Genomic DNA, 22593 nt, shown 5'->3' with positions numbered 1-22593 from the left:
TAAAAGCTGTTGAGTAGGAATAGTTGACAAAAATCGACTACAATCGTAAACTTTAGAAGAAAGGAGGTGCTGCTATGGAGCAGATGATATCCGCTGCGGAGTGGCAGGTAATGCGCGTGATTTGGGCATGCCCTGGTCGCACATCTAGTCAGATTATTACTGCTTTACAAGAGGGGGTTGATTGGCAGGCTACAACGATAAAAACGCTCTTAGGTCGCTTGCGAAAAAAAGCCTACCTGGAAATGAAAAAGGAGGGGAGTCAATATCGCTATTATCCTTTGGTAGAAGAAAGGGAGCACGTGCAGATACAGCTTCAGAACTTGCTGGATACCATGTGTTCTACCAAGAATGGAGAGTTAGTCGGACAATTATTAGAAATGGGGCAGTTTTCGCGTTCTGATTTGCAGGTATTGGCTACACAGATAGCAAATCAGTTGCCAAATGCGCCTCACAGTCTACAATGCTCTTGTTTGGCAGGTCAATGTACTTGTCACATCATGAGGGGAAAAAGTAGTATATAAACTATTAAACGCAACAATTATCGTGTCTTGTATCAGGCATCTCATGAATTGTTTTAAGTTGACGTCAAGCGAAGCAGAAGTAAGGTAAGCATTGCGGATACGGTGTGAATGGGTAGGATATAGTCATTTAGTTTATATTTTTATTACTTCGTTAACTCGTCTTGCTGTACTCCAGTACTACCTGCGACTCGTTGCCTAGTACTAAAAATAAACTAAACGACTATAAAAAAGCCATAGAACAACAGGATTGTTGGTTCTATGGCTTTTATGTTTAAGTATGTTTTAACTGTTTGAGAAAGGCTTCGAGTGGGAGAGAGTGCTTATCAACTGTTATCTGCTCCCAAAAACCGTCATTCTGTTTCCTTGGAATGAGATGGGAATGAAAATGTGTACCTGTATCCATCAAATCCTTATCATTTCGTGCAAGGGTTACACCGTCAATTGGAAGACTGTCTTCCATGAGTCTGGTGATTGTTTGTTCCAACTCTGCTAGTTCGTGGAGGAGTGGTAGAGGCAGTTCAGAAAGGCTAGTGAAGTGTTCCTTGCTGATGATCAATAGGTGTCCTGTCTGAATGGGGTCAATGTCCCAAACCAGCTTGAAATGCTCCGTCTGGTAGAAGATATTTTCTAGTGAAAGGTCGTGGCAAAAGATACAGTGCATAGTATATTATCCTTTTTTGGGTGGAGGGGGAGAAGAGAGTGTCAGAAGGAAAGAATGGGTAGTAAAGAATGATTGAATGGAACAAAAATTTGGATATAAAAAAGAGTTGGTCTATTTAGAAGTAACAACTCCTCCATTATAACATAAATATATATTAAAAAACAGACTTGTTTTTTTTAATATATGCTTTACAATAAAGATGTAAGAACATTGAGGTAGTTTGTTAGAAAGGAGTTTTTTTGATAAACCAAGCTATCAGTAAGTCATAACTTTGTTTTATTTTTTAGATACGAAAGAAAAGATGACGTTATGAAATTTAAAAAGAGTATCTCTGCCTGTTTACTTGCTTTGTCTTTGTTTGGAACATGCGTACCAGCTATGATAGTTGGGGGCTAATGTAGTATATGCTAATAGTGAAGTGAACGCGGGATTGCAACCGGGGGGATGGAATAAAGGGGTTATTATAAGAATTCAATATGTTAACATTCATGATGAAATGATAGGTACATATTTTAATTCGAAATTTTTAAGTATTAGGGAATAATGATGTTAGAAGATTGTTTTGAGCTATTTTTAAACGTTTTACCGATGATTTCTTGTATTGTAGTAGCCCAGTTAGTTGTAAAAGCGAAAAATAAACATGCAAAGGAGAAAGAAAGAAAAAAGTAGAGGGTGGAACAAAAATCTGTTACCTCCACGGAAGTCGTTTGTTTCTTTTTTACATCCTAGGTTCGAGTTAAAACGGGTAGCCTCGTGTCAAATAGTCTGGGAATAGGCTGTCGAAAGTGTGAGCCTAGAAATGAAAAAGCGAACAAGGTTCATTTTCTGTTGTTCAGAAATGTTATCTTGTTCGCTTTTTAGTTTCTAGGTGTAGGCTGCAGGATAACGACCATTCCGTTATAGTCGTTTCGTTTATCTTTTATTACTTCGTTAACTCACTTTGCCGTACTCTAGTACAGCCTGCAGCTCGTTGCCTAGTACTAAAAGCAAACTAAAAGACTATATTAGGTGCTTGTTTTAAAGTTAGTTAAATGTCAGCACAAAGTATTTTTTCTTCCCACGTCGGATAACCGTCAATTCGTTTTCGAGTTTATCTGCGTCTGTTAGGATGTAGTCAAGGTCTTGCACGCGGCTGCCATTGATGTAGATGGCTCCGTTTTGGAGATCTTCACGGGCTTGGCGTTTTGAGTTGACCACACCTGCGGTGACAAGAAGCTCAGTGATATTGAGGTTATCATCGGCTGTTACCGTGTAGTTTGGTACGCCACGAAGTCCTTGTTTTAGTTCTTTGACAGAAAGATTTTTGATGTTTCCTGCAAAGAGTTGTTCGGTGATGTTGAGCGCCTCTTGATAAGCTACTTCACCGTGAACCAAGGTCACGACCTCGCGGGCAAGGATTTTCTGCGCCAAGCGTTCATGTGGTGCTGCTTCAAATTGGTGACGGATTTCTTCGATTTCATCGAGTGGTAGGAAAGTGAAAATTTTCAAGAAACGAATCGCATCTGCATCCATGATATTCATCCAGAATTGGTACATTTCATAGGGAGATGTCTTGTCAGGATTGAGCCAAATCGCGTTTCCTTCAGATTTTCCGAATTTTTTACCGGTTGCGTCGGTAATAAGGGGAACAGTGATGACGTGCCCGGTCTTATCGGCCTTTCGACGGAGCAACTCGGTTCCAGCAGTCATATTGCCCCACTGGTCACTACCTCCGATTTGAAGGGTAACATCATACAAGCGATTGAGCTCGTAGAAGTCAAATCCTTGCATGATTTGGTAGGCAAATTCTGTATAAGAAATGCCTGTTTCAATCCGTTTTTTAACAGATTCCTTGCTCATCATGTAGTTGATGGTAAAGTATTTTCCGACATCGCGTAAGAAATCAATAAAGCTGATGTTATCAAACCAATCGTAGTTATTGGTCATGACAGCCTTGTTGTCACCGTTTTCGAAATCAAGGAAACGCTCCAGTTGAGTTTGGATACGTTTAACCCAGTGTTTAACGGTATCTTTTGTTTGTAAGCTACGTTCTGCATCTTTGAAAGATGGATCTCCAATTAAGCCAGTTGCCCCTCCTACAAGTGGATATGGCTTATGCCCGGCTAATTGCAAGTGACGGCAGACGAGGATTGGGACCAAATGTCCTAAGTGCAAACTATCAGCGGTTGGATCGTAGCCAGAATAATAAGAGACTTGCCCTTCTTCTAGGGCTTTTCGCAAAGCATCTTCATCTGTAGTTTGAAAGATCAAACCACGTTCTTTTAGCTCATCAAAAATGTGCATGTCTCTTCTCCTTGTTTAAGTTTTTTATCAGCTTCCATTGTATCATATTTTAGGGAAAATCGTGCAGGAAATTTTCGTCAAAACATAAAAAATATGATAGAATAGGGGAGATAAGGAGTTATCTATGACGACTAAATTACCTAAAAAAAGGGGAGAAGCAAAGGAAAATGTTTCTTTGACAATCAATGATATAGTTGGTATCGCTTTGAGAAGCTTAAAACTATTAGTAGATTTTGGAGCTATTGTCATTTTTTTGTTTGGGGTATTAGGAGCAGGTCTTGGACTGGGATATGTTGCTAGTCTTTTTGATAGTGTAACTGTACCGAACCCCACAGAATTAGTCAAGCAAGTGACCGAGGTTAGTCGGATTTCTAAAGTTGTGTATGCAGATGGCAGTCTCGTCTCAGAGATTAGTTCTGATTTATTGCGGGCACCTGTGGGCAGTGATGCGATTTCTGATAATGTTAAACATGCGGTCATTGCAACAGAAGATGTGACGTTTGCAAGCCATAATGGTGTCGTTCCTAAAGCAGTTTTACGTGCGGCGCTTGGTTCGGCTGGTATCGGTTCATCAAGTGGTGGTTCGACCTTGACCCAGCAGTTGATTAAGCAGCAAATTGTCGGAGATGCACCGACCTTTAGTCGAAAAGCAAATGAAATCATTTCGGCTCTTGCGCTTGAGCGTGCGATGAGTAAGGAAGAAATTTTAACGACCTATCTCAATGTTTCACCTTTTGGACGCAACAATCAAGGGCGCAACATTGCTGGAATTGAGGAAGCGTCACGTGGAATCTTTGGCAAATCAGCAAAAGAGTTAACCGTGCCGCAAGCAGCTTTTATTGCTGGCTTGCCTCAAAGTCCAATCGTTTATTCACCTTATACAGCGGGCGGTAGGTTTAAATCTGAAGAGGATATGTCTTATGGCATTGAGCGGTCAAGAGATGTCTTGTACAACATGTACCGCTCGGGTTATATTAACAAAGAGGATTATGAAACTTATCTCGCCTATGATATTAAAAAAGATTTTGTTGCCCCAGCTCCAATTTTAGAAGATAGCAAGGATTACTTGTATTATGCGGTCTTGTCAGAAGCAGAGGATATCATATATCGTTACCTCATCAAGAGAGACCAAGTAACTGCTCAAGATTTGAAAAATGATGAGACAGTCAAAGCCTATAAGGAATTGGCAAAACAGAATATCAGTCAAGGTGGTTACACCATTACCAGTACAGTCAATAAAAATATTTACAGTGCCATGCAGTCTGTCGTAGCAAATTATGGCGAAGTACTTGATAGTGGTGGGGGGCTCGTTGAGACAGGGAGCGTTCTTCTGGACAATCGAACCGGGGCTATTCTAGGATTTGTGGGTGGTCGAGATTATCGTTCCAATCAGAATAATCATGCCCTCAATACGAAGCGCTCCCCAGGATCTACCATTAAGCCATTCCTAGCTTATGGGGTTGCTATTGACCAGGGGCTACTAGGCTCTGCCAGCGTCCTGTCCAACTATCCGACAACTTTTTCTGACGGAACACCGATTATGCATGGAGAGAGCAGGGGGACGGGGATGATGACCTTACAAGGTGCCTTGAATGCTTCAGCGAATATCCCAGCTTTTTGGACCTACAAAATGCTGCAAAATGCAGGTGTAGATGTCAAATCCTACATGGATAAAATGAACTACACGATTGAGTTGTATGATATTGAAAGTCTCCCATTAGGAGGTGGGGTTGAGACGACGGTTGTTGCGAATACAAACGCTTATCAAACGCTTGCAAATGGTGGCGTCTACAATGAAAACTATATTGTAGAGAAAATTACTGCTCATGACGGAACAGTGATTTATCAACATCAAGCAAAACCTGTACAAGTCTATTCTAAAGCGACTTCTAGTATCGTGATGATGCTCCTGAGGCAAGCCTTGGCGTCTGGAGAAACGTCTACCTTCTCGGGACGTCTAGCGGCTATAAATCCTCAAGCGGCGGCTAGTGATCTGGTTGGGAAAACAGGGACGAGTAATGATACCGCCGATGTGTGGCTCATGTTGGCTACGCCACAGATTACCTTAGGAACCTGGGCTGGTCATGATGATAATACCAGCATGGAATTTCTAACGGGTTACAACAACAATGCCGCCTATGCTGCCTACCTGACGAGCGCCATCTACGAGGTGCGCCCAGACTTATTTGAGGCACGTTTCCAGTTGGATAGCAGCGTGATTGCCTCAAGCGTTTTAGCTGCTACTGGCACACGACCTGGAACTGTTCAGATAAACGGTGTATCAACTGCGCTAGGAGGGACCCAGACGACGAGTTATTGGGCGAAGAATGGAGCGCCTGTCACGGATTATCGGTTTATGATTGGTGGAACAGAGGAAGATTATGCCAAAGCGTGGAATACCTTGATTCCTCCTGCGCCTCCGAAATCAGAACCAAAATCTTCGTCGAGTAGAAATTCATCATCTTCTAACACAAAACCGTCTTCAAGCGGTGAGTCTAATCGTTAATCTGACAGAATAGAAACGGAGGCAGTTCGCCTCCGTTTTTCTAGTTTGGGACTTCTTCTTAAGTAGCCTTGTACCCTACCAAGGATGCCCCTCTCTTTTTTGACCATTTTGTTATTTGATAGCATAAGCCCCAGCTATTTGTGGAGAATGTTTGTACTCTCAACTGGCTCACTTCATTGTATAGCCTCTAATTAGTTTCGTAGACTCAATAGCATGTATAGTCATTTCGTTTATCTTTTATTACTTCGTTCACTCGCTTTGCCATACTCTAGTACAGCTTGCAGCTCTTTGCCGAGTACTAAAAGCAAACTAAATGACTATACCAGTTTAAAATCGCTTTAAGATACATCAATCGTCAAAGAAATTTTTCAAGGGTATAGCATGAAACAGCCTGCTGTACCTCTTGAAAAATCATGAGAAATAGGGTATAATAGTCGTATATTATTTGTCGTGTGCCTTGTTTGAAATATTGTCCAGACAAGGCTTGCAGCAGTTAAATCATGCTTAGTTAAGGAAGATTTAGCTGCTCTTTTTGTGTCTGTTTTTGGTATTTTTGGAGGATTGTCATCAATTCTTAAAGATTCTAAAAATTCAGACAAAACGACAGTGTGTGGTCTCATCTAGGCCTAGAGAAAAAAGAAGGAGTTAAAAACTTGGCAGGACATGAAGTTCAGTACGGCAAGCACCGTACCCGTCGTAGTTTTTCAAGAATCAAAGAAGTTCTTGATTTACCAAATTTGATTGAAATTCAAACGGACTCATTCAAAGAATTCTTGGATCACGGTCTTAAAGAAGTTTTTGAAGATGTACTTCCAGTATCCAATTTTACAGATACCATGGAATTGGAATTTGTTGGTTATGAATTGAAGGAACCAAAGTACACCCTAGAAGAAGCACGTATTCATGATGCGAGTTATTCAGCGCCGATATTTGTAACTTTCCGTTTGATTAACAAAGAAACAGGTGAAATTAAGACACAAGAAGTTTTCTTTGGTGAATTTCCAATCATGACTGAAATGGGAACCTTTATCATCAATGGTGGGGAGCGAATTATTGTTAGTCAGCTTGTGCGTTCGCCTGGTGTTTACTTCAATGATAAGGTTGATAAAAACGGTAAGGTTGGCTATGGTTCAACTGTTATCCCAAATCGTGGTGCATGGTTAGAACTTGAAACAGACTCAAAAGACATTGCTTATACACGGATTGATCGTACTCGGAAAATTCCATTTACAACCCTTGTTCGTGCGCTTGGGTTCTCAGGAGATGATGAAATCTTTGATATCTTTGGTGACAGCGAATTGGTGCGCAATACCATTGAAAAAGATATTCATAAAAACCCAGCAGACTCGCGTACTGATGAAGCGCTCAAAGAAATTTATGAGCGTCTTCGCCCAGGTGAGCCTAAAACAGCAGAAAGCTCACGTAGCTTATTGATTGCACGTTTCTTTGATCCGCGTCGTTATGACTTGGCGCCTGTTGGTCGTTATAAGATTAACAAGAAGTTGAATCTTCGTACGCGCTTGCTCAACCAAACCTTGGCAGAGCATGTCATCAATGGTGATACGGGAGAGATTGTCCTTGAAGCAGGAACTATCTTGAGCCGTGATGTACTCGAATCAGTTGAAGCTCAGTTCGATGAATTGAATTTGGTGGAATATAGCCCGAATGATGCTGCTGTTGTGGTAGAGCCAGTCTTGCTTCAAAAATTCAAGATTGTAGCTCCGACAGATCCAGACCGTGTTGTAACAGTTATTGGAAATGCCAATCCAGCAGAAAATGTTCGGACAATTACACCAGCAGATATCTTGGCTGAAATGAGCTACTTCCTCAACCTTGCAGAGGGGCTTGGTCGTGTTGATGATATTGACCACCTTGGAAACCGTCGGATTCGTGCCGTAGGTGAATTGCTTGCCAACCAAGTGCGTATTGGTTTGACACGTATGGAACGCAATCTTCGTGAGCGCATGAGTGTACAAGATAATGAAGTATTGACTCCGCAACAAATTATTAATATCCGTCCTGTAACTGCAGCAATTAAAGAATTCTTTGGTTCATCCCAGTTGTCACAATTCATGGATCAACACAATCCCTTATCAGAGCTATCCCACAAACGTCGTTTGTCTGCCTTAGGACCTGGTGGTTTGACACGTGACCGTGCTGGATACGAAGTTCGTGACGTGCATTACACTCATTATGGTCGTATGTGTCCGATTGAAACACCTGAGGGACCAAACATCGGTTTGATCAATAACTTGTCTTCTTATGGACATTTGAACAAGTACGGTTTCATCCAGACACCGTATCGGAAGATTGATCGTGCCACAGGGGTTGTGACAAATGAAATTGTTTGGTTGACTGCCGATGAAGAAGATGCTTATATCGTAGCCCAGTCTACTTCTCCACTTGATGAAAACAGTCGTTTTGTAGATAAGATTGTCATGGGACGTCACCAAGGGAATAACCAAGAATTCCCAGCAGAATCTGCTGACTTCATGGATGTATCACCTAAGCAGGTAGTTGCCGTTGCGACAGCATGTATTCCTTTCCTTGAAAACGATGACTCCAACCGTGCCCTCATGGGAGCCAACATGCAGCGTCAGGCTGTACCATTGATTGATCCCAAAGCTCCCTATGTGGGGACTGGTATGGAATATCAAGCAGCGCACGATTCAGGAGCAGCAGTGATTGCCCAGCATGATGGGAAAGTAACATACGCAGATGCAGATAAGGTAGAAGTACGCCGTGAGGACGGCTCCCTTGATGTCTACCACATCCAAAAATTCCGTCGTTCAAACTCAGGTACAGCCTATAACCAGCGTACCCTTGTGAAAGTGGGCGATATTGTTGAAAAAGGTGAATTTATTGCGGATGGACCGTCTATGGAAAACGGGGAAATGGCGCTTGGACAAAATCCAATCGTTGCCTACATGACATGGGAAGGTTACAACTTTGAGGATGCGGTTATCATGAGTGAACGCTTGGTGAAAGATGATGTCTACACCTCTGTTCACTTGGAAGAATATGAATCAGAAACACGCGATACTAAGTTGGGTCCTGAAGAAATTACACGTGAAATTCCAAACGTTGGTGAGGATGCTCTGAAAGACTTGGACGAAATGGGAATTATCCGTATTGGTGCGGAGGTCAAAGAGGGGGATATCCTTGTTGGTAAAGTCACTCCAAAAGGTGAGAAGGACTTGTCAGCAGAAGAACGTCTTCTCCACGCTATCTTTGGTGATAAATCTCGTGAAGTTCGTGATACCTCACTTCGTGTGCCTCACGGTGCTGACGGTGTCGTTCGTGATGTGAAAATCTTTACACGTGCCAATGGCGATGAATTACAATCTGGTGTTAACATGCTGGTCCGTGTTTATATCGCTCAAAAACGAAAGATCAAGGTCGGAGATAAAATGGCGGGACGCCATGGAAACAAAGGGGTTGTTTCTCGTATCGTCCCAGTAGAAGACATGCCATATCTTCCAGATGGGACACCAGTTGATATCATGTTGAATCCACTCGGGGTACCATCTCGTATGAATATTGGACAAGTTATGGAGTTGCACCTTGGAATGGCTGCCCGTAACTTGGGCATTCACATTGCAACACCAGTCTTTGATGGAGCAAGTTCAGAAGATCTTTGGTCAACCGTTAAAGAAGCTGGTATGGATAGTGATGCTAAGACAATTCTCTACGATGGCCGTACTGGTGAGCCATTTGATAACCGTGTGTCTGTTGGAGTCATGTACATGATTAAACTCCACCACATGGTTGATGATAAGCTTCACGCACGTTCTGTCGGACCTTATTCACTTGTTACCCAACAACCTCTTGGAGGGAAAGCGCAGTTTGGTGGACAACGGTTTGGTGAAATGGAGGTTTGGGCTTTAGAAGCCTACGGAGCATCAAACGTTCTTCAAGAAATCTTGACCTACAAGTCAGACGATGTCAACGGTCGTTTGAAAGCCTATGAAGCAATCACCAAAGGGAAACCAATTCCAAAGCCAGGTGTGCCAGAATCATTCCGCGTATTGGTCAAAGAATTACAATCACTTGGTCTTGACATGCGTGTCCTTGATGAAGATGATCGAGAAGTAGAGCTTCGTGATCTTGATGAGGGCGAAGATGACGACATCATCCACGTAGATGATTTAGAAAAAGCGCGTGCAAAGGCCGCAGCTGATGCTGCAGCTGCCTTTGCAGCCGAATCAGAAGAATAAGGATGAACAGAAACAGGATGTTGTACCTGTTTCTGACGCATCCTCCTATTAGAAATGAAGAAAGGGATTATTAGTGGTTGACGTAAATCGATTTAAAAGTATGCAAATCACTTTAGCCTCTCCTAACAAAGTCCGTTCGTGGTCTTATGGTGAAGTTAAAAAACCTGAAACAATCAACTATCGTACGCTCAAACCAGAGCGTGATGGACTCTTTGATGAAGTCATCTTTGGTCCGACAAAAGACTGGGAATGTTCATGTGGAAAATACAAACGTATCCGTTATAAAGGAATCGTGTGTGACCGTTGTGGTGTAGAAGTGACGCGTGCTAAAGTCCGTCGTGAGCGTATGGGGCATATTGAGTTGAAAGCTCCGATTTCTCACATTTGGTATTTTAAAGGTATCCCGAGTCGTATGGGGTTGACTCTTGATATGAGCCCACGTGCGCTTGAAGAAGTCATTTATTTTGCGGCTTATGTGGTGATTGATCCAAAGGATACACCGCTTGAGCACAAATCTATCATGACAGAGCGTGAATATCGTGAAAAATTGCGTGAGTATGGACACGGTTCATTCGTTGCGAAAATGGGGGCTGAGGCAATTCAAGACCTGCTTAAGCAAGTAGATTTGCCAGTAGAAATTGCAGCCTTGAAAGAAGAGTTAAAAACAGCTTCTGGACAAAAGCGGATTAAGGCAGTTCGTCGTTTGGATGTGTTAGATGCTTTCTACAAATCTGGAAATAAACCCGAGTGGATGATTTTAAACATCTTGCCAGTTATTCCGCCGGATTTACGCCCAATGGTGCAGTTGGACGGTGGACGTTTTGCGGCTTCTGACTTGAATGAATTGTACCGCCGTGTCATTAATCGGAATAATCGTTTGGCGCGTTTGCTTGAGTTGAATGCACCAGGCATCATTGTGCAAAATGAAAAGCGGATGCTTCAAGAAGCGGTTGATGCCTTGATTGATAATGGTCGCCGTGGTCGGCCAATTACAGGACCAGGTAGCCGTCCGCTCAAATCTCTCAGTCACATGTTGAAAGGAAAACAAGGTCGTTTCCGTCAAAACTTACTTGGAAAACGTGTTGACTTCTCAGGTCGTTCTGTTATTGCTGTAGGTCCCACTTTGAAGATGTATCAATGTGGTGTTCCACGTGAAATGGCAATTGAACTGTTTAAACCATTTGTCATGCGTGAAATTGTTGCCCGCGAGATTGCAGGGAACGTAAAAGCAGCTAAACGCCTGATCGAACGTGGAGATGACCGTATTTGGGATATTCTTGAAGAAGTAATCAAGGAGCATCCAGTACTTTTAAACCGCGCACCGACCCTACACCGACTTGGAATTCAGGCTTTTGAGCCAGTCTTGATTGACGGTAAGGCGCTTCGCCTACATCCGCTCGTCTGTGAGGCTTACAATGCAGACTTTGACGGAGACCAAATGGCGATTCACGTGCCATTGTCAGAAGAAGCACAGGCAGAAGCACGAATCCTTATGCTTGCAGCAGAACACATCTTGAATCCGAAAGACGGGAAGCCAGTTGTAACACCGTCTCAGGATATGGTCTTGGGAAATTACTACTTGACAATGGAAGATGCTGGTCGTGAAGGCGAGGGGATGGTCTTTAAAGACATGGATGAAGCTGTTATGGCTTATCGCAATGGCTATGTTCACTTGCATACCCGTGTTGGGATTGCAACAGACAGCCTTGACAAGCCTTGGACAGAATTGCAAAAACACAAGGTTCTGATGACTACTGTTGGTAAGATTTTGTTTAATGCGATTATGCCAGCAGGTTTGCCATATCTGCAAGAGCCAACTAATGCCAATTTGACAGAAGGTGCACCGGACAAGTATTTCTTGGAGCCCGGATCTGACATTAAAGCTGCGATTGCAGCGCTTCCAATCAATCCGCCATTCAAGAAGAAAAACCTTGGAAATATCATCGCTGAAATTTTCAAACGTTTCCGCACAACGGAAACCTCTGCCCTCCTTGACCGCTTGAAAGATCTTGGTTACTACCACTCAACTCTTGCAGGTTTGACAGTGGGAGTCGCAGATATTCCAGTAATTGATAACAAGGCAGAAATCATTGAAGAATCTCACGAACGTGTTGAACAAATTAAGAAACAATTCCGTCGTGGTATGATTACGGATGATGAGCGTTATGCAGCTGTTACGGATGAATGGCGTTCAGCCAAAGAGAAATTGGAGAAACGCTTGACAGAATCACAAGATCCGAAGAATCCAATCGTTATGATGATGGACTCTGGAGCTCGCGGAAACATTTCGAACTTCTCCCAACTTGCCGGAATGCGTGGATTGATGTCAGCACCGAATGGGCGCATCATGGAATTGCCAATCTTGTCAAACTTCCGTGAGGGATTGTCCGTTCTCGAAATGTTCTTCTCTACTCATGGTGCTCGTAAAGGGATGACGGATACGGCCTTGAAGACAGCCGATTCAGGTTACTTGACTCGCCGTCTTGTTGATGTTGCTCAAGATGTTATCATCCGTGAGGACGATTGTGGAACTGACCGTGGTTTGGATATCCGTTCCATTACAGATGGCAAGGAAATGATTGAACCACTTGAAGAGCGTTTGCAAGGTCGTTATACTAAGAAAACAGTTAAACATCCTAAAACAGGGGTCGTTATCATTGGTCCAAACGAATTGATTACAGAAGATATTGCCCGTGAAATTGTCAATGCTGGCGTCGAGCAAGTGACCATTCGCTCTGTATTTACATGTAACACGCGCCATGGTGTGTGTCGTCACTGTTATGGTATCAACTTGGCAACAGGTGATGCAGTTGAGGTAGGTGAAGCAGTTGGTACAATCGCTGCTCAGTCTATCGGTGAGCCTGGTACTCAGTTGACAATGCGTACTTTCCACACGGGTGGTGTAGCCTCTAACTCAGATATCACACAAGGTTTACCTCGTGTCCAAGAAATCTTTGAAGCCCGTAATCCGAAAGGGGAAGCGGTGATTACAGAAATCAAGGGTGAGGTGACTGCAATTGATGAAGACGTTGCGACTCGTACTAAGAAAGTCTACGTTAAGGGTAAGACTGGCGAGGGCGAATACGTTGTACCATTTACTGCACGTATGAAAGTACAGGTCGGAGATCAAGTGGCTCGCGGAGCAGCTCTTACAGAGGGTTCAATCCAACCGAAACGCTTGCTTGAAGTTCGCGATGTCTTGTCTGTTGAAACCTACCTACTTGCTGAAGTACAAAAAGTATACCGTAGCCAAGGGGTGGAAATCGGAGATAAACATATTGAGGTAATGGTTCGTCAAATGCTACGTAAAGTTCGTGTCATGGATCCAGGGGATACAGACCTTCTGATGGGAACCCTCATGGATATTACAGACTTTACTGATGCCAATGCAGATGTGGTAATTGCAGGTGGTATCCCAGCGACTGCTCGTCCTGTCCTTATGGGAATTACCAAAGCCTCTCTTGAAACCAATAGTTTCTTATCAGCAGCATCCTTCCAAGAAACCACTCGTGTCCTTACAGATGCGGCAATCCGTGGTAAACGAGATAATCTTCTCGGCTTGAAAGAAAATGTTATCATCGGTAAGATTATTCCAGCAGGTACTGGTATGGCACGCTACCGTAATATTGAGCCACAGGCTGTTAATGAAATTGAAATTATCGAAGACACCATTGCTGAGGAATTGGCAGAAGAAATGGTAACAGAATAATGAAATAGAGGTTGGGACAAAGTCCTAACCTCTTTAAATTTCATCGTAGAAATAGCTTGATGTAGTGTAGCCGTTTCGTTTATTTTTAGTACTAGGCAAGGAGTCGCAGGTAGTACTGGAGTACAGCAAGACGAGTGAACGAAGTAATAAAAATAGAAACGAAGTGGCTATAGTTGTCGAATTGGTAAATGTTGGACAGTCTTTCCGTTTTAATTTAGTACGTCGTTGCCTCGCCTTGTCTATCTCCAGTTATGCTTGCGACTTGTTGCCTCGTAGTAAAATAAAACGGAAAGACGATACATTGTATTTACCAAACATCGATTTTTTCTGTCATTTTCTCATCTTATGGAACGTCAGTTCTGTCTAAGTCTAAAAAGTAGCAAGCGAGAAAAGGCTCGCTTGCATCATGACCTTGTTCTGCTCTTTTTATGAACAAATTTCACAAGCTAAATCTTTTTCTCCTTTTTGAAAATTCGTTATAATAGTGGACATAGAGGAGTATGAGAGATGTATCAAGTCATTAGAATGTATGGTGATTTTGAACCATGGTGGTTTTTAGATGGCTGGGAAGAAAAGATTATCAGCAAAAATGAGTATAGTAATTATGAAGAAGCGTTGCAAGATTACCAATGCCAATGGGTGTACTTATCTGAACGATTTCCGATGAAGAAAAATCGGGACGGCTTGATGACGGCTTTCTGGACCCCAGAAGATCAATATTGGTGCGAGGAATGTGATGAATATTTACAAAATTATCATTCCTTAATCCTCTTAGAAGCTAAGGAAAACTTACCAAGAGGTTTACAGCGCAAAGCTAAAACGACAGGGAGAAGGCCACGTTTTTGTAAAATGAGAAATAAAACTTTATAGAAAATTCGGTGCGTTGCGCCGATTTTTTTAGTCTGTATTTCTTCAAAAATGGTTTGAATGATTGAACATCATCTCCAGAATCAAGGCACTTCATGAGCACAGGTTCCAAAAGATTAAAAAAATTATAAAAAATGAAATGATTTACGAATAAAGAAAGTGAGGAGGAACTATGGTTCAAAAAATAGCGCAAGAACTGATTCGGGAAGCAGTAGCAAAAGGAGTAAGCGATCTTTATTTATTACCCCGAGAAGCTTCTTACCAAGTCTATGAACGGGTATTGGATACTAGGAGTTTGATTGGTGAGTTTGATGAATCGACCTATGCTGCGATCATTAGTCATTTTAAATTTGTGGCAGGGATGAATGTTGGCGAAAAACGACGTAGCCAGCAAGGGGCATGTGATTATGACTATAAGGTAGGAACAATAGCGCTCAGACTGTCAACGGTTGGTGATTATCGTGGAAAAGAAAGTCTGGTAATTCGTTTCTTGTACGATCAGCAAGAAGAATTGCATTTCTGGTTTGATGCCTTAGACCGTGTTCAAGACACGATAAGAGGACGGGGGCTGTATTTATTTTCAGGACCGGTAGGATCTGGTAAAACGACTCTGATGTATCATTTGGCAGAAATGAAATTCGCAGAACAACAGATTGTCACTATTGAGGATCCTGTCGAAATTAAGCGAGATGCGATGTTGCAATTACAACTCAATGAAACCATTGGTTTAACTTATGACAGCTTGATTAAACTATCTCTTCGGCATCGACCGGATTTACTGATTATTGGAGAAATTAGAGATAAGGAGACAGCCCGAGCAGTTATTCGTGCTAGTTTGACAGGGATAACAATTTTTTCAACGGTTCATGGAAAAAGTATTTCAGGTGTCTATGCCCGCATGTTAGAGTTAGGAGTGAGTTCTGATGAATTGCACCATGCTTTACAGGGGATTATTTATCAACGTTTAATTGGAGGAGGAGGAATTGTAGATGTGGCAACGGAAGCCTATCAAACCTATTCAGCAACGCAATGGAATCAGCAGATTGACAGACTTTTTACAGCAGGACATATCAGTGTTCGTCAAGCGCAGGCCGAAAAAATTATCTTTGACTCGTCAGCGTAAGATTATCGCATTATTCACTAATCTGTTTACGAGTGGTTTTCACTTGGTAGAAATTGTTGATTTCTTAAAAAGAAGTCAATTACTAGCAGATAGTTATACTAGTATTTTATCCAGAGGGTTGATGACTGGAAAATCTTTCGCAGCTCTTCTTTCGGATCTGCAATTTTCAGACGTAGTTGTAACCCAAGTATCCTTGGCAGAAGTACATGGGAATTTGGAGTTAAGCTTGACAAACATTCAAGATTACTTAGGAAATTTTATAAAAGTGCGTAAAAAACTAGTTGAAGTAGCCACCTATCCAGTGATATTGTTAGGATTTTTGCTTGCGATTATGCTGGGATTAAATAGTTATCTCTTACCTCAATTAGAAGAGAGGAATGGAGTTACGAGGATAATGGATTATCTTCCAATTGTTTTTCTAGCATCGGTTGTTGCTAGTTTGGTTTTGGTAGTGCTACTGAAGTATTGGTACCGGAAATCTGAGAAAATAAGGGCAGTCAGTCTACTAGTACGATTGCCATTTTTAGGGAGGTTGATTCAGCTGTATCTCACGGCTTATTATGCGCGTGAATGGGGGAATCTCATCGGTCAAGGTCTTGAAATGCCTCGGATTATTCACTTGATGCAAGAGCAACAATCTGCTTTGTTTTGCAGTATCGGGACGGAGCTGGGACTAGCCTTAGACAAGGGGATTGCCTTTGAAGAGCATGTTAAGCGCTATCCTTTTTTCAAGAAGGAGTTAAGTCTCATGATTGAATATGGTCAAGTTAAAGATAAGTTAGGACATGAGTTACGACTGTATGCTGATGAATGTTGGGAGGAATTTTTTGTGAGGCTGACTGCTTCCATGCAGCTCATTCAACCACTTGTATTTATGTTTGTCGCCTTGCTTATTGTCTTAATTTATGCAGCGATGTTGCTACCAATCTATCAACACATGGAGGTTTAAAATGAAAAAATTGAAAAAGTTAACCGTCAGAGGATTTACTCTAATAGAAATGCTAGTGGTCTTATTTATCATCAGTATTTTATTGCTCTTATTCATCCCTAATATAAGTAAGCAAAAAGAAACTGTTAAGCAGGCAGGCAATGCAGCTGTTGTAAAAGTTGTAGAGGGGCAAGCTGAATTGTATGAATTACAAAATGGAAGAGAAGCAAGCCTGTCTAAATTGGTAGAGGCAGGAGCAGTTACGGAAGCACAGGCAGAAGCCTACAATGAATACTATGCGAAAAATACAGATAAATCTCGTACAGTCAACCCATAGAGCTTATACCTTGTTGGAAAGTTTGCTGACGCTATTTATTGTTAGTTTTTTGACGATTCTACTATCAAGTTCGGTCCGTAATGTATTGACAGGTGTAGAGGAGCAGTTATTTTTCCTCAAGTTTGAAACCATGTATAAGACGAGTCAACAGCTAGCTATATCTTCTCATAGGTCGGTGGTACTTGAATTTACAGGTTCTACAATTTCAAATGGGTATGATCGCTTGAGATTACCAGCCACTGTACAGGTCAATCAGAGGCAACAGATTGTATTGGATCATAATGGGGGAAATTCGTCTTTAGCAAAAATTGAATTTTTAACACATCAGAAGAAAATAAGTTATCAATTATACCTAGGGAGTGGGAATTATAAAAAAACAGAGAAATGAGGCTTATATTTTGCTAGAAAGTTTGGTTGCTCTCGCCATTTTTTCCATGATTGCAAGTTTACTCTTGACAGGAGTCATTCACAGCAGGAGATGGCAAGAGGAACAATGGCAAAGACAGGAGATACTTTTGCTAGCAAAGATGGCCATACAGACAAAACAGGAGCACCTTGTCTTGAATGGAGTGAGTGTAACCATTGAACGAGATGCTCATCATATGCGTGTGTGGCATAAAGGTGAGGAGGTATTGCATATTGAAAAAGAGTAAGATGCCAGCTTTTTCCCTACTTGAATGTCTAGTAGCTCTGCTTGTCTTATCAGGAAGTCTACTAGTATTTGATGGTCTAGCGAAATTAATCCGCCATGAAATGCTTTATCAGGAAACGAGTGTTGAAAAGAAGTGGCTTGTTTTTGCGGACCAACTGCGCTATGAGTTGGACGGGACTCGTTTCATTAAGGTGGAACATGATCATCTGTATGTTGATAAATCTGGTCATCGACTGTCTTTTGGTAAATCAAAAGCAGATGATTTCCGTAAAACAAATGATAAGGGGCAGGGATATCAACCCATGTTATATCAGGTTGCTTCCGCTAAAATCCGACGAGAAAAAGCCTTTGTACAGATTGATATCACCTTTGATAATGGTTGGGAGAAAAGTTTTGTTTATCGTTTTGAAGAAAAAGTGTAGGGCAGGAGTGATGTTATATGCTACATTTATGGTTGCGGTTTTTAGTTTGGTGCTGCAATTCTATTTACATGCTCAAATATCAGAAGCGCGAGTTGTTTCGGCTAATCACGAAAGTGTAGAGGCCCATTTGATAGCGGAATGGACAGCTGATATTGCGCGGGAAGAAATGAGCTCAAAAATCCAAATGACAAAAAAATCTCTGCGGTCTTCAAAGATGGAGCGAGAATTGGAGGCGGAAAATGTGAAGAATGAGGCAGCCCGAAAGGACATCAAAGTACAGGGGCATCTCCGATTTTCTAAAGGGCAATCGCATTATCAGTCTGATAACCATCAACTTCTTGTGACAGTTACGACAATCTCTGGTCATGAGTTTTTCTATTCTTTTCCTTTGCCTAGCAAAAAATAGTCTTTTTTGATATGATAGGAATATGAATTTTGAAAAAATTGAACAGGCGTATGACTTGCTGTTAGAAAATGTCCAAACCCTCCAAAATCTTTTGGGAACAAACTTTTATGATGCTTTGATTGAGCAGAATGCTGCTTATTTGGCAGGCAACCATGAGCATGAAGTTATTGTTGCTAATATTGAAGCTCTAAAGCAGTTGCAGTTGACGGCTGAGGAGTGGCGCAGGTCCTATCAATTTCTCTTTATCAAAGCTAATCAGACAGAACCGATGCAGTACAATCATCAATTTACTCCAGACAGTATTGGCTTTATCTTGACCTTTCTGTTGGACCACTTGGTGAGTGAGAAACAGGTTACTGTCTTGGAAATTGGTTCTGGAACTGGTAATCTGGCGCAAACAATTTTAAATCATAGCCAGAAAAAAATTGACTATCTCGGCATTGAAGTGGATGATTTGTTGATTGACCTATCTGCAAGTATTGCGGATGTGATGGAAAGTAGTAGCCATTTTGCTCAAGGAGATGCGATTCGTCCGCAGATTTTAAAAGAAAGTCAAGTCATCATTGGTGATTTACCAATTGGTTACTATCCAGATGATCGCATAGCTCAGCGCTATCAAGTGGCAAGTTCAACAGAGCATACCTATGCTCATCACTTGTTGATGGAACAGTCCTTGAAATATTTAAAACAGGGTGGATATGCTATCTTACTTGCACCAAATGATTTACTGACCAGTCCTCAAAGTCCGCTCTTGAAAGCTTGGTTACAAGATAATGCCAGAGTTGTTGCGGTACTGACCTTACCGTCTAATTTATTTGGGACACAGCTGATGGCGAAAACGATTTTTGTATTACAGAAGCAGACGGATATGCTGGTAGAGACTTTTATGTATCCATTGACGGATTTACAAAATCTGGAAGAATTGCAACAGTTTACTGAGAATTTCAAAAAATGGAAACAAGATAATGCAATTTAAGTGAAAATTTGATATACTAGTTAGGAAAACGCTTAAAAAGGGGAATCTTATGTCAAAAACAATTGCGATTAACGCAGGTAGCTCTAGTTTGAAATGGCAATTATACCAAATGCCAGAAGAAAAAGTGTTGGCGAAAGGTTTGATTGAGCGCATTGGTCTAAAAGATTCGGTTTCAACCGTTAAATTTGAAGGTCAATCTGCTAGTCAGACACTTGATATTGCTGACCATGTGCAAGCTGTTAAAATTTTATTGGATGACCTATTGGCACATCATATCATTGAAAACTTTTCAGAAATCACAGGTGTTGGTCACCGCGTGGTAGCTGGTGGTGAATTCTTCAAAGATTCTGTCTTGATTGATGATGAAGTGCTTGCTAAAATCGAGGCATTATCCGCTCTAGCACCCCTTCATAACCCGGCAAATGCTGCGGGTATTCGGGCGTTCAAGGATATATTGCCAGATATTACAAGTGTCGCGGTTTTTGATACAGCATTCCACACAACTATGCCAGAAGTAGCCTATCGTTACCCAATTGCGACTAAGTATTATGAAGATTATCAAGTCCGTAAGTATGGAGCGCATGGAACCTCTCACTACTATGTTTCACGTGAAGCAGCGAAAGTCTTGAATAAACCAGTGGAAGAGCTAAAAGTAATTACCGCTCATATTGGAAATGGGATTTCAATCACAGCTGTTGATGGTGGCAAATCTGTTGATACCTCAATGGGCTTCACTCCACTAGCTGGACCAATGATGGGAACTCGTTCTGGAGATATTGACCCTGCAATCATTCCTTATCTCATTGAAAATGTTGCAGAATTGAATGATGCTGCGGATGTTGTGAATGTTCTCAACAAGCAATCTGGTATTTTGGGGATTGCAGAAATCTCAAGTGATATGCGCGAAGTAGAAGCTGGGCGTGATGCTGGGGAAGCCAAATGTACGCTTGCTTTTGACATGTTGGTCAACAGACTTCAAAAATTTATCGGTCAATACTTTGCAGTCCTCAATGGGGCAGATGCTCTCGTTTTCACAGCAGGTATTGGTGAAAATTCTGTAGCCGTCCGTGAAGCAGTTGTAAAAGGCTTATCTTGGTTTGGTATGGAGTTGGATCCAGAAAAGAATATTTTTGGAGCAGAAGGAGATATTTCAACTCCTGATTCTAAGGTCAAGGTCTTAGTTGTTCCAACCGATGAAGAACTCGTCATTGCGCGTGATGTAGAACGTTTGAAAAAATAAAATTGGAAATCAGAACGTGTACTCACAGTACTGGGCTGCTAATATAGATTTTAATAGAAATGGACTCCTCTTGCTGGGGATTCCATTTTTTGTATTCCATAGGTTAAGACACAAACTCCATGTAGCAAAGACTTAATATCAAGGCTTTAACGGACTTGATGTTAAGCCTTTGCTTAGTTTAAGAGTTTTTGTCCAATCTCGCTAGAAAACATCCATCTGTCCCCAGACAAATTACTTTTTTTCCTATTGTGTAGCCAGCTGAATTTTTTTACAATATGGTTAGTTGATGATATAAGGGAAAGGGAATCCAAGTAAACGTATGACAGGACAAACAAAATCAGTGATTGTTGCCAATGATATTGTTGGGCTAGGAAAGGTCGCTTTATCAATGGCTCTTCCAATTCTGGCTTCTTGTCAGATTGAAGTTATTTCTTTGCCGACGGTCTTATTGTCTTCTCATACAGGTGGTTTTGACAATATCAGTATCACACGACTTGACGCAGCTATGAAAGGATTTTTAAATCAGTGGCAGGACATGGATTTAAAAATTGATGGAATCATAACAGGTTATTTTGGTTCGCAAGAACAGCTTGATAGGGTCGCTGCATTTGCTGAGCAGAAACAAATTACACGGTTTGTTGATCCAGTTATGGCAGATAAAGGTCGCTTGTATGCGGGCTATCAGGAGGAGTTTGTGACAGCTATGCGTCGATTTTGTATGGGGGCAGATGTTATTACACCCAATATCACAGAAGCCTGTTTATTGGCAGGTTGTACCTATATGGGTGAGAATTGTAGCAAAGAAGATGTGGAGCAACTTCTAGCGGCGCTAAGCATACTGGAGAATAAGCACCTTATCATAACAGGTATTGCGTTTGAGAAAGGTAAAATTGGCTTGGTTCATTTTGATAGGGAAAAAGGAACTGTTTCTTACCATATGGCAAAATCTTTTCCACATCATTTTTTTGGAACGGGAGATTTGCTTACAGCAATTTTAGGGGCGGGTTATTTTCATGGCATAGCGCTAAATGAGGTAGCAGACCTTGCGCTCGATTTTATCGATAAAACGCTGCGACATACCTTGACATTACAGCGTGATTTGAAGATGGGGCTCTGTTATGAGCCGTATGTGGCGGAGTTAGCTAGCCAGATGAATGATTTAAAGGAGAAAAAATGATGAATCGTCTGACAACGCGTCAATTAGTGGAGCTGAGTTTATATGCTGCTTTGATTATCATTAGTGTACAATTTCTACGGATTCCGGTAGGGGTTCAATTTGTTCATATTGGTAATGCCTTAGTGGTGGTAGCTGTGTTGCTCTATGGTTCGAGATTGGGAGCCTTGGTCGCGACAGTTGGCCTTGGATTATTTGATATGTTAAATGGTTATGCAGCAGTAGTGTGGATCACAATTTTAGAATCTCTCATCGTTTGTTTAGTCCTTCATCTAGTTTTTGAAAAAATGATGCATTCGGATAGCCAGACGAGGAATGTTGTTATTGTGGGGATTATAGCTGCGATTACTAAAATGGTGAGCAACTTGTCGAAGTACACAATCATCAATGGCTTGATTGGTGGAGTGAATATGCGGGTTGCAGTGGTGGCTGCAGTGCTTAAAATCGGAGGAACGTTTGGCACTGCTTTAGTAACAATCATTGCTGTTCCGATTCTTTACCCGATTTTAAAGAGGATTTTTAGGCGATAGCTATTCAAAGAGCATTGAAATCTTTTTGTTGGGAAATGTTC

19 protein-coding genes are annotated in these 22593 nt (G+C 41.6%); 17 read left to right on the top strand and 2 right to left on the bottom strand.

What is annotated here, in order from left to right:
- The first annotated feature begins 74 nt into the window (after window positions 1–74).
- Window positions 75–521 (top strand): CopY/TcrY family copper transport repressor, encoded by a 447-nt coding sequence (locus tag E4T79_RS02235; protein ID WP_135027200.1) that lies wholly within the window; start codon window positions 75–77, stop codon window positions 519–521.
- Between the two features lie 271 nt (window positions 522–792).
- Here the strand turns inward: E4T79_RS02235 and E4T79_RS02230 are convergent, their stop codons facing one another.
- Complete coding sequence (locus E4T79_RS02230) at window positions 793–1182, bottom strand: HIT family protein (RefSeq protein ID WP_135027198.1); 390 nt, start codon at window positions 1180–1182, stop codon at window positions 793–795.
- A gap of 543 nt (window positions 1183–1725) precedes the next feature.
- On the opposite strand from E4T79_RS02230, the gene E4T79_RS11425 reads away from it, so the two are divergent.
- Window positions 1726–1851, top strand: a complete 126-nt coding sequence (locus tag E4T79_RS11425) for a hypothetical protein (RefSeq protein ID WP_256957938.1) — start codon at window positions 1726–1728, stop codon at window positions 1849–1851.
- Window positions 1852–2205: 354 nt separating this feature from the next.
- Here the strand turns inward: E4T79_RS11425 and tyrS are convergent, their stop codons facing one another.
- Window positions 2206–3465 (bottom strand): tyrosine--tRNA ligase, encoded by a 1260-nt coding sequence (tyrS, locus tag E4T79_RS02225; RefSeq protein ID WP_135027196.1) that lies wholly within the window; start codon window positions 3463–3465, stop codon window positions 2206–2208.
- 124 nt (window positions 3466–3589) lie between these two features.
- Here tyrS and pbp1b point away from each other — a divergent pair, with 124 nt between their 5' ends.
- The 15 genes from pbp1b to E4T79_RS02150 all read left to right on the top strand — a co-directional run bounded on the left by pbp1b (window position 3590) and on the right by E4T79_RS02150 (window position 22552).
- Window positions 3590–5971, top strand: coding sequence for a penicillin-binding protein PBP1B (gene pbp1b, locus E4T79_RS02220; protein ID WP_135027194.1), 2382 nt, complete (start codon window positions 3590–3592; stop codon window positions 5969–5971).
- 653 nt (window positions 5972–6624) lie between these two features.
- Window positions 6625–10188, top strand: a complete 3564-nt coding sequence (gene rpoB / locus E4T79_RS02215) for a DNA-directed RNA polymerase subunit beta (protein ID WP_135027192.1) — start codon at window positions 6625–6627, stop codon at window positions 10186–10188.
- Window positions 10189–10261: 73 nt separating this feature from the next.
- The gene (gene rpoC / locus E4T79_RS02210; protein WP_135027190.1) at window positions 10262–13897 is read left to right on the top strand and encodes a DNA-directed RNA polymerase subunit beta'; all 3636 of its coding nucleotides are present in this window, start codon (window positions 10262–10264) and stop codon (window positions 13895–13897) included.
- 507 nt (window positions 13898–14404) lie between these two features.
- Complete coding sequence (locus tag E4T79_RS02205; protein WP_135027188.1) at window positions 14405–14767, top strand: DUF1033 family protein; 363 nt, start codon at window positions 14405–14407, stop codon at window positions 14765–14767.
- Window positions 14768–14936: 169 nt separating this feature from the next.
- Complete coding sequence (gene comGA, locus E4T79_RS02200; protein ID WP_135027186.1) at window positions 14937–15887, top strand: competence type IV pilus ATPase ComGA; 951 nt, start codon at window positions 14937–14939, stop codon at window positions 15885–15887.
- Complete coding sequence (gene comGB, locus E4T79_RS02195) at window positions 15808–16836, top strand: competence type IV pilus assembly protein ComGB (RefSeq protein WP_135027184.1); 1029 nt, start codon at window positions 15808–15810, stop codon at window positions 16834–16836. The genes comGA and comGB overlap by 80 nt, the downstream gene beginning before the upstream one ends.
- Before the next feature lies 1 nt (window position 16837).
- Complete coding sequence (gene comGC, locus E4T79_RS02190) at window positions 16838–17152, top strand: competence type IV pilus major pilin ComGC (protein WP_135027183.1); 315 nt, start codon at window positions 16838–16840, stop codon at window positions 17150–17152.
- Complete coding sequence (gene comGD, locus E4T79_RS02185) at window positions 17112–17540, top strand: competence type IV pilus minor pilin ComGD (RefSeq protein WP_135027215.1); 429 nt, start codon at window positions 17112–17114, stop codon at window positions 17538–17540. Before comGC ends, comGD begins: the two co-directional genes overlap by 41 nt.
- Entirely contained in the window at window positions 17512–17805 is a 294-nt protein-coding gene (gene comGE / locus E4T79_RS02180) for a competence type IV pilus minor pilin ComGE (RefSeq protein ID WP_135027181.1), read from the top strand. Before comGD ends, comGE begins: the two co-directional genes overlap by 29 nt.
- Window positions 17792–18226, top strand: coding sequence for a competence type IV pilus minor pilin ComGF (comGF, locus tag E4T79_RS02175; protein ID WP_135027179.1), 435 nt, complete (start codon window positions 17792–17794; stop codon window positions 18224–18226). Before comGE ends, comGF begins: the two co-directional genes overlap by 14 nt.
- A gap of 10 nt (window positions 18227–18236) precedes the next feature.
- Window positions 18237–18632 carry a competence type IV pilus minor pilin ComGG gene (comGG, locus tag E4T79_RS02170; RefSeq protein WP_135027176.1) on the top strand — a complete coding sequence of 132 codons (396 nt, stop codon included), beginning with the start codon at window positions 18237–18239 and terminating at the stop codon, window positions 18630–18632.
- Between the two features lie 22 nt (window positions 18633–18654).
- Window positions 18655–19608 carry a class I SAM-dependent methyltransferase gene (locus tag E4T79_RS02165; protein ID WP_135027174.1) on the top strand — a complete coding sequence of 318 codons (954 nt, stop codon included), beginning with the start codon at window positions 18655–18657 and terminating at the stop codon, window positions 19606–19608.
- A 49-nt stretch (window positions 19609–19657) separates the two neighbouring features.
- Window positions 19658–20848 carry an acetate kinase gene (locus tag E4T79_RS02160; protein ID WP_135027173.1) on the top strand — a complete coding sequence of 397 codons (1191 nt, stop codon included), beginning with the start codon at window positions 19658–19660 and terminating at the stop codon, window positions 20846–20848.
- 319 nt (window positions 20849–21167) lie between these two features.
- Window positions 21168–22025, top strand: coding sequence for a pyridoxamine kinase (locus tag E4T79_RS02155; RefSeq protein WP_135027171.1), 858 nt, complete (start codon window positions 21168–21170; stop codon window positions 22023–22025).
- The gene (locus E4T79_RS02150) at window positions 22025–22552 is read left to right on the top strand and encodes an ECF transporter S component (protein ID WP_135027213.1); all 528 of its coding nucleotides are present in this window, start codon (window positions 22025–22027) and stop codon (window positions 22550–22552) included. Before E4T79_RS02155 ends, E4T79_RS02150 begins: the two co-directional genes overlap by 1 nt.
- The last annotated feature ends 41 nt before the right edge of the window (window positions 22553–22593 follow it).

Origin of the sequence: Streptococcus sp. LYSM12, assembly GCF_004569635.1 — a bacterium.
Classification (GTDB): Bacteria; Bacillota; Bacilli; order Lactobacillales; family Streptococcaceae; genus Streptococcus.
The sequence above is the reverse complement of the archived record's forward strand: the minus strand, read 5'-3'. Positions and strand labels throughout refer to the sequence as shown.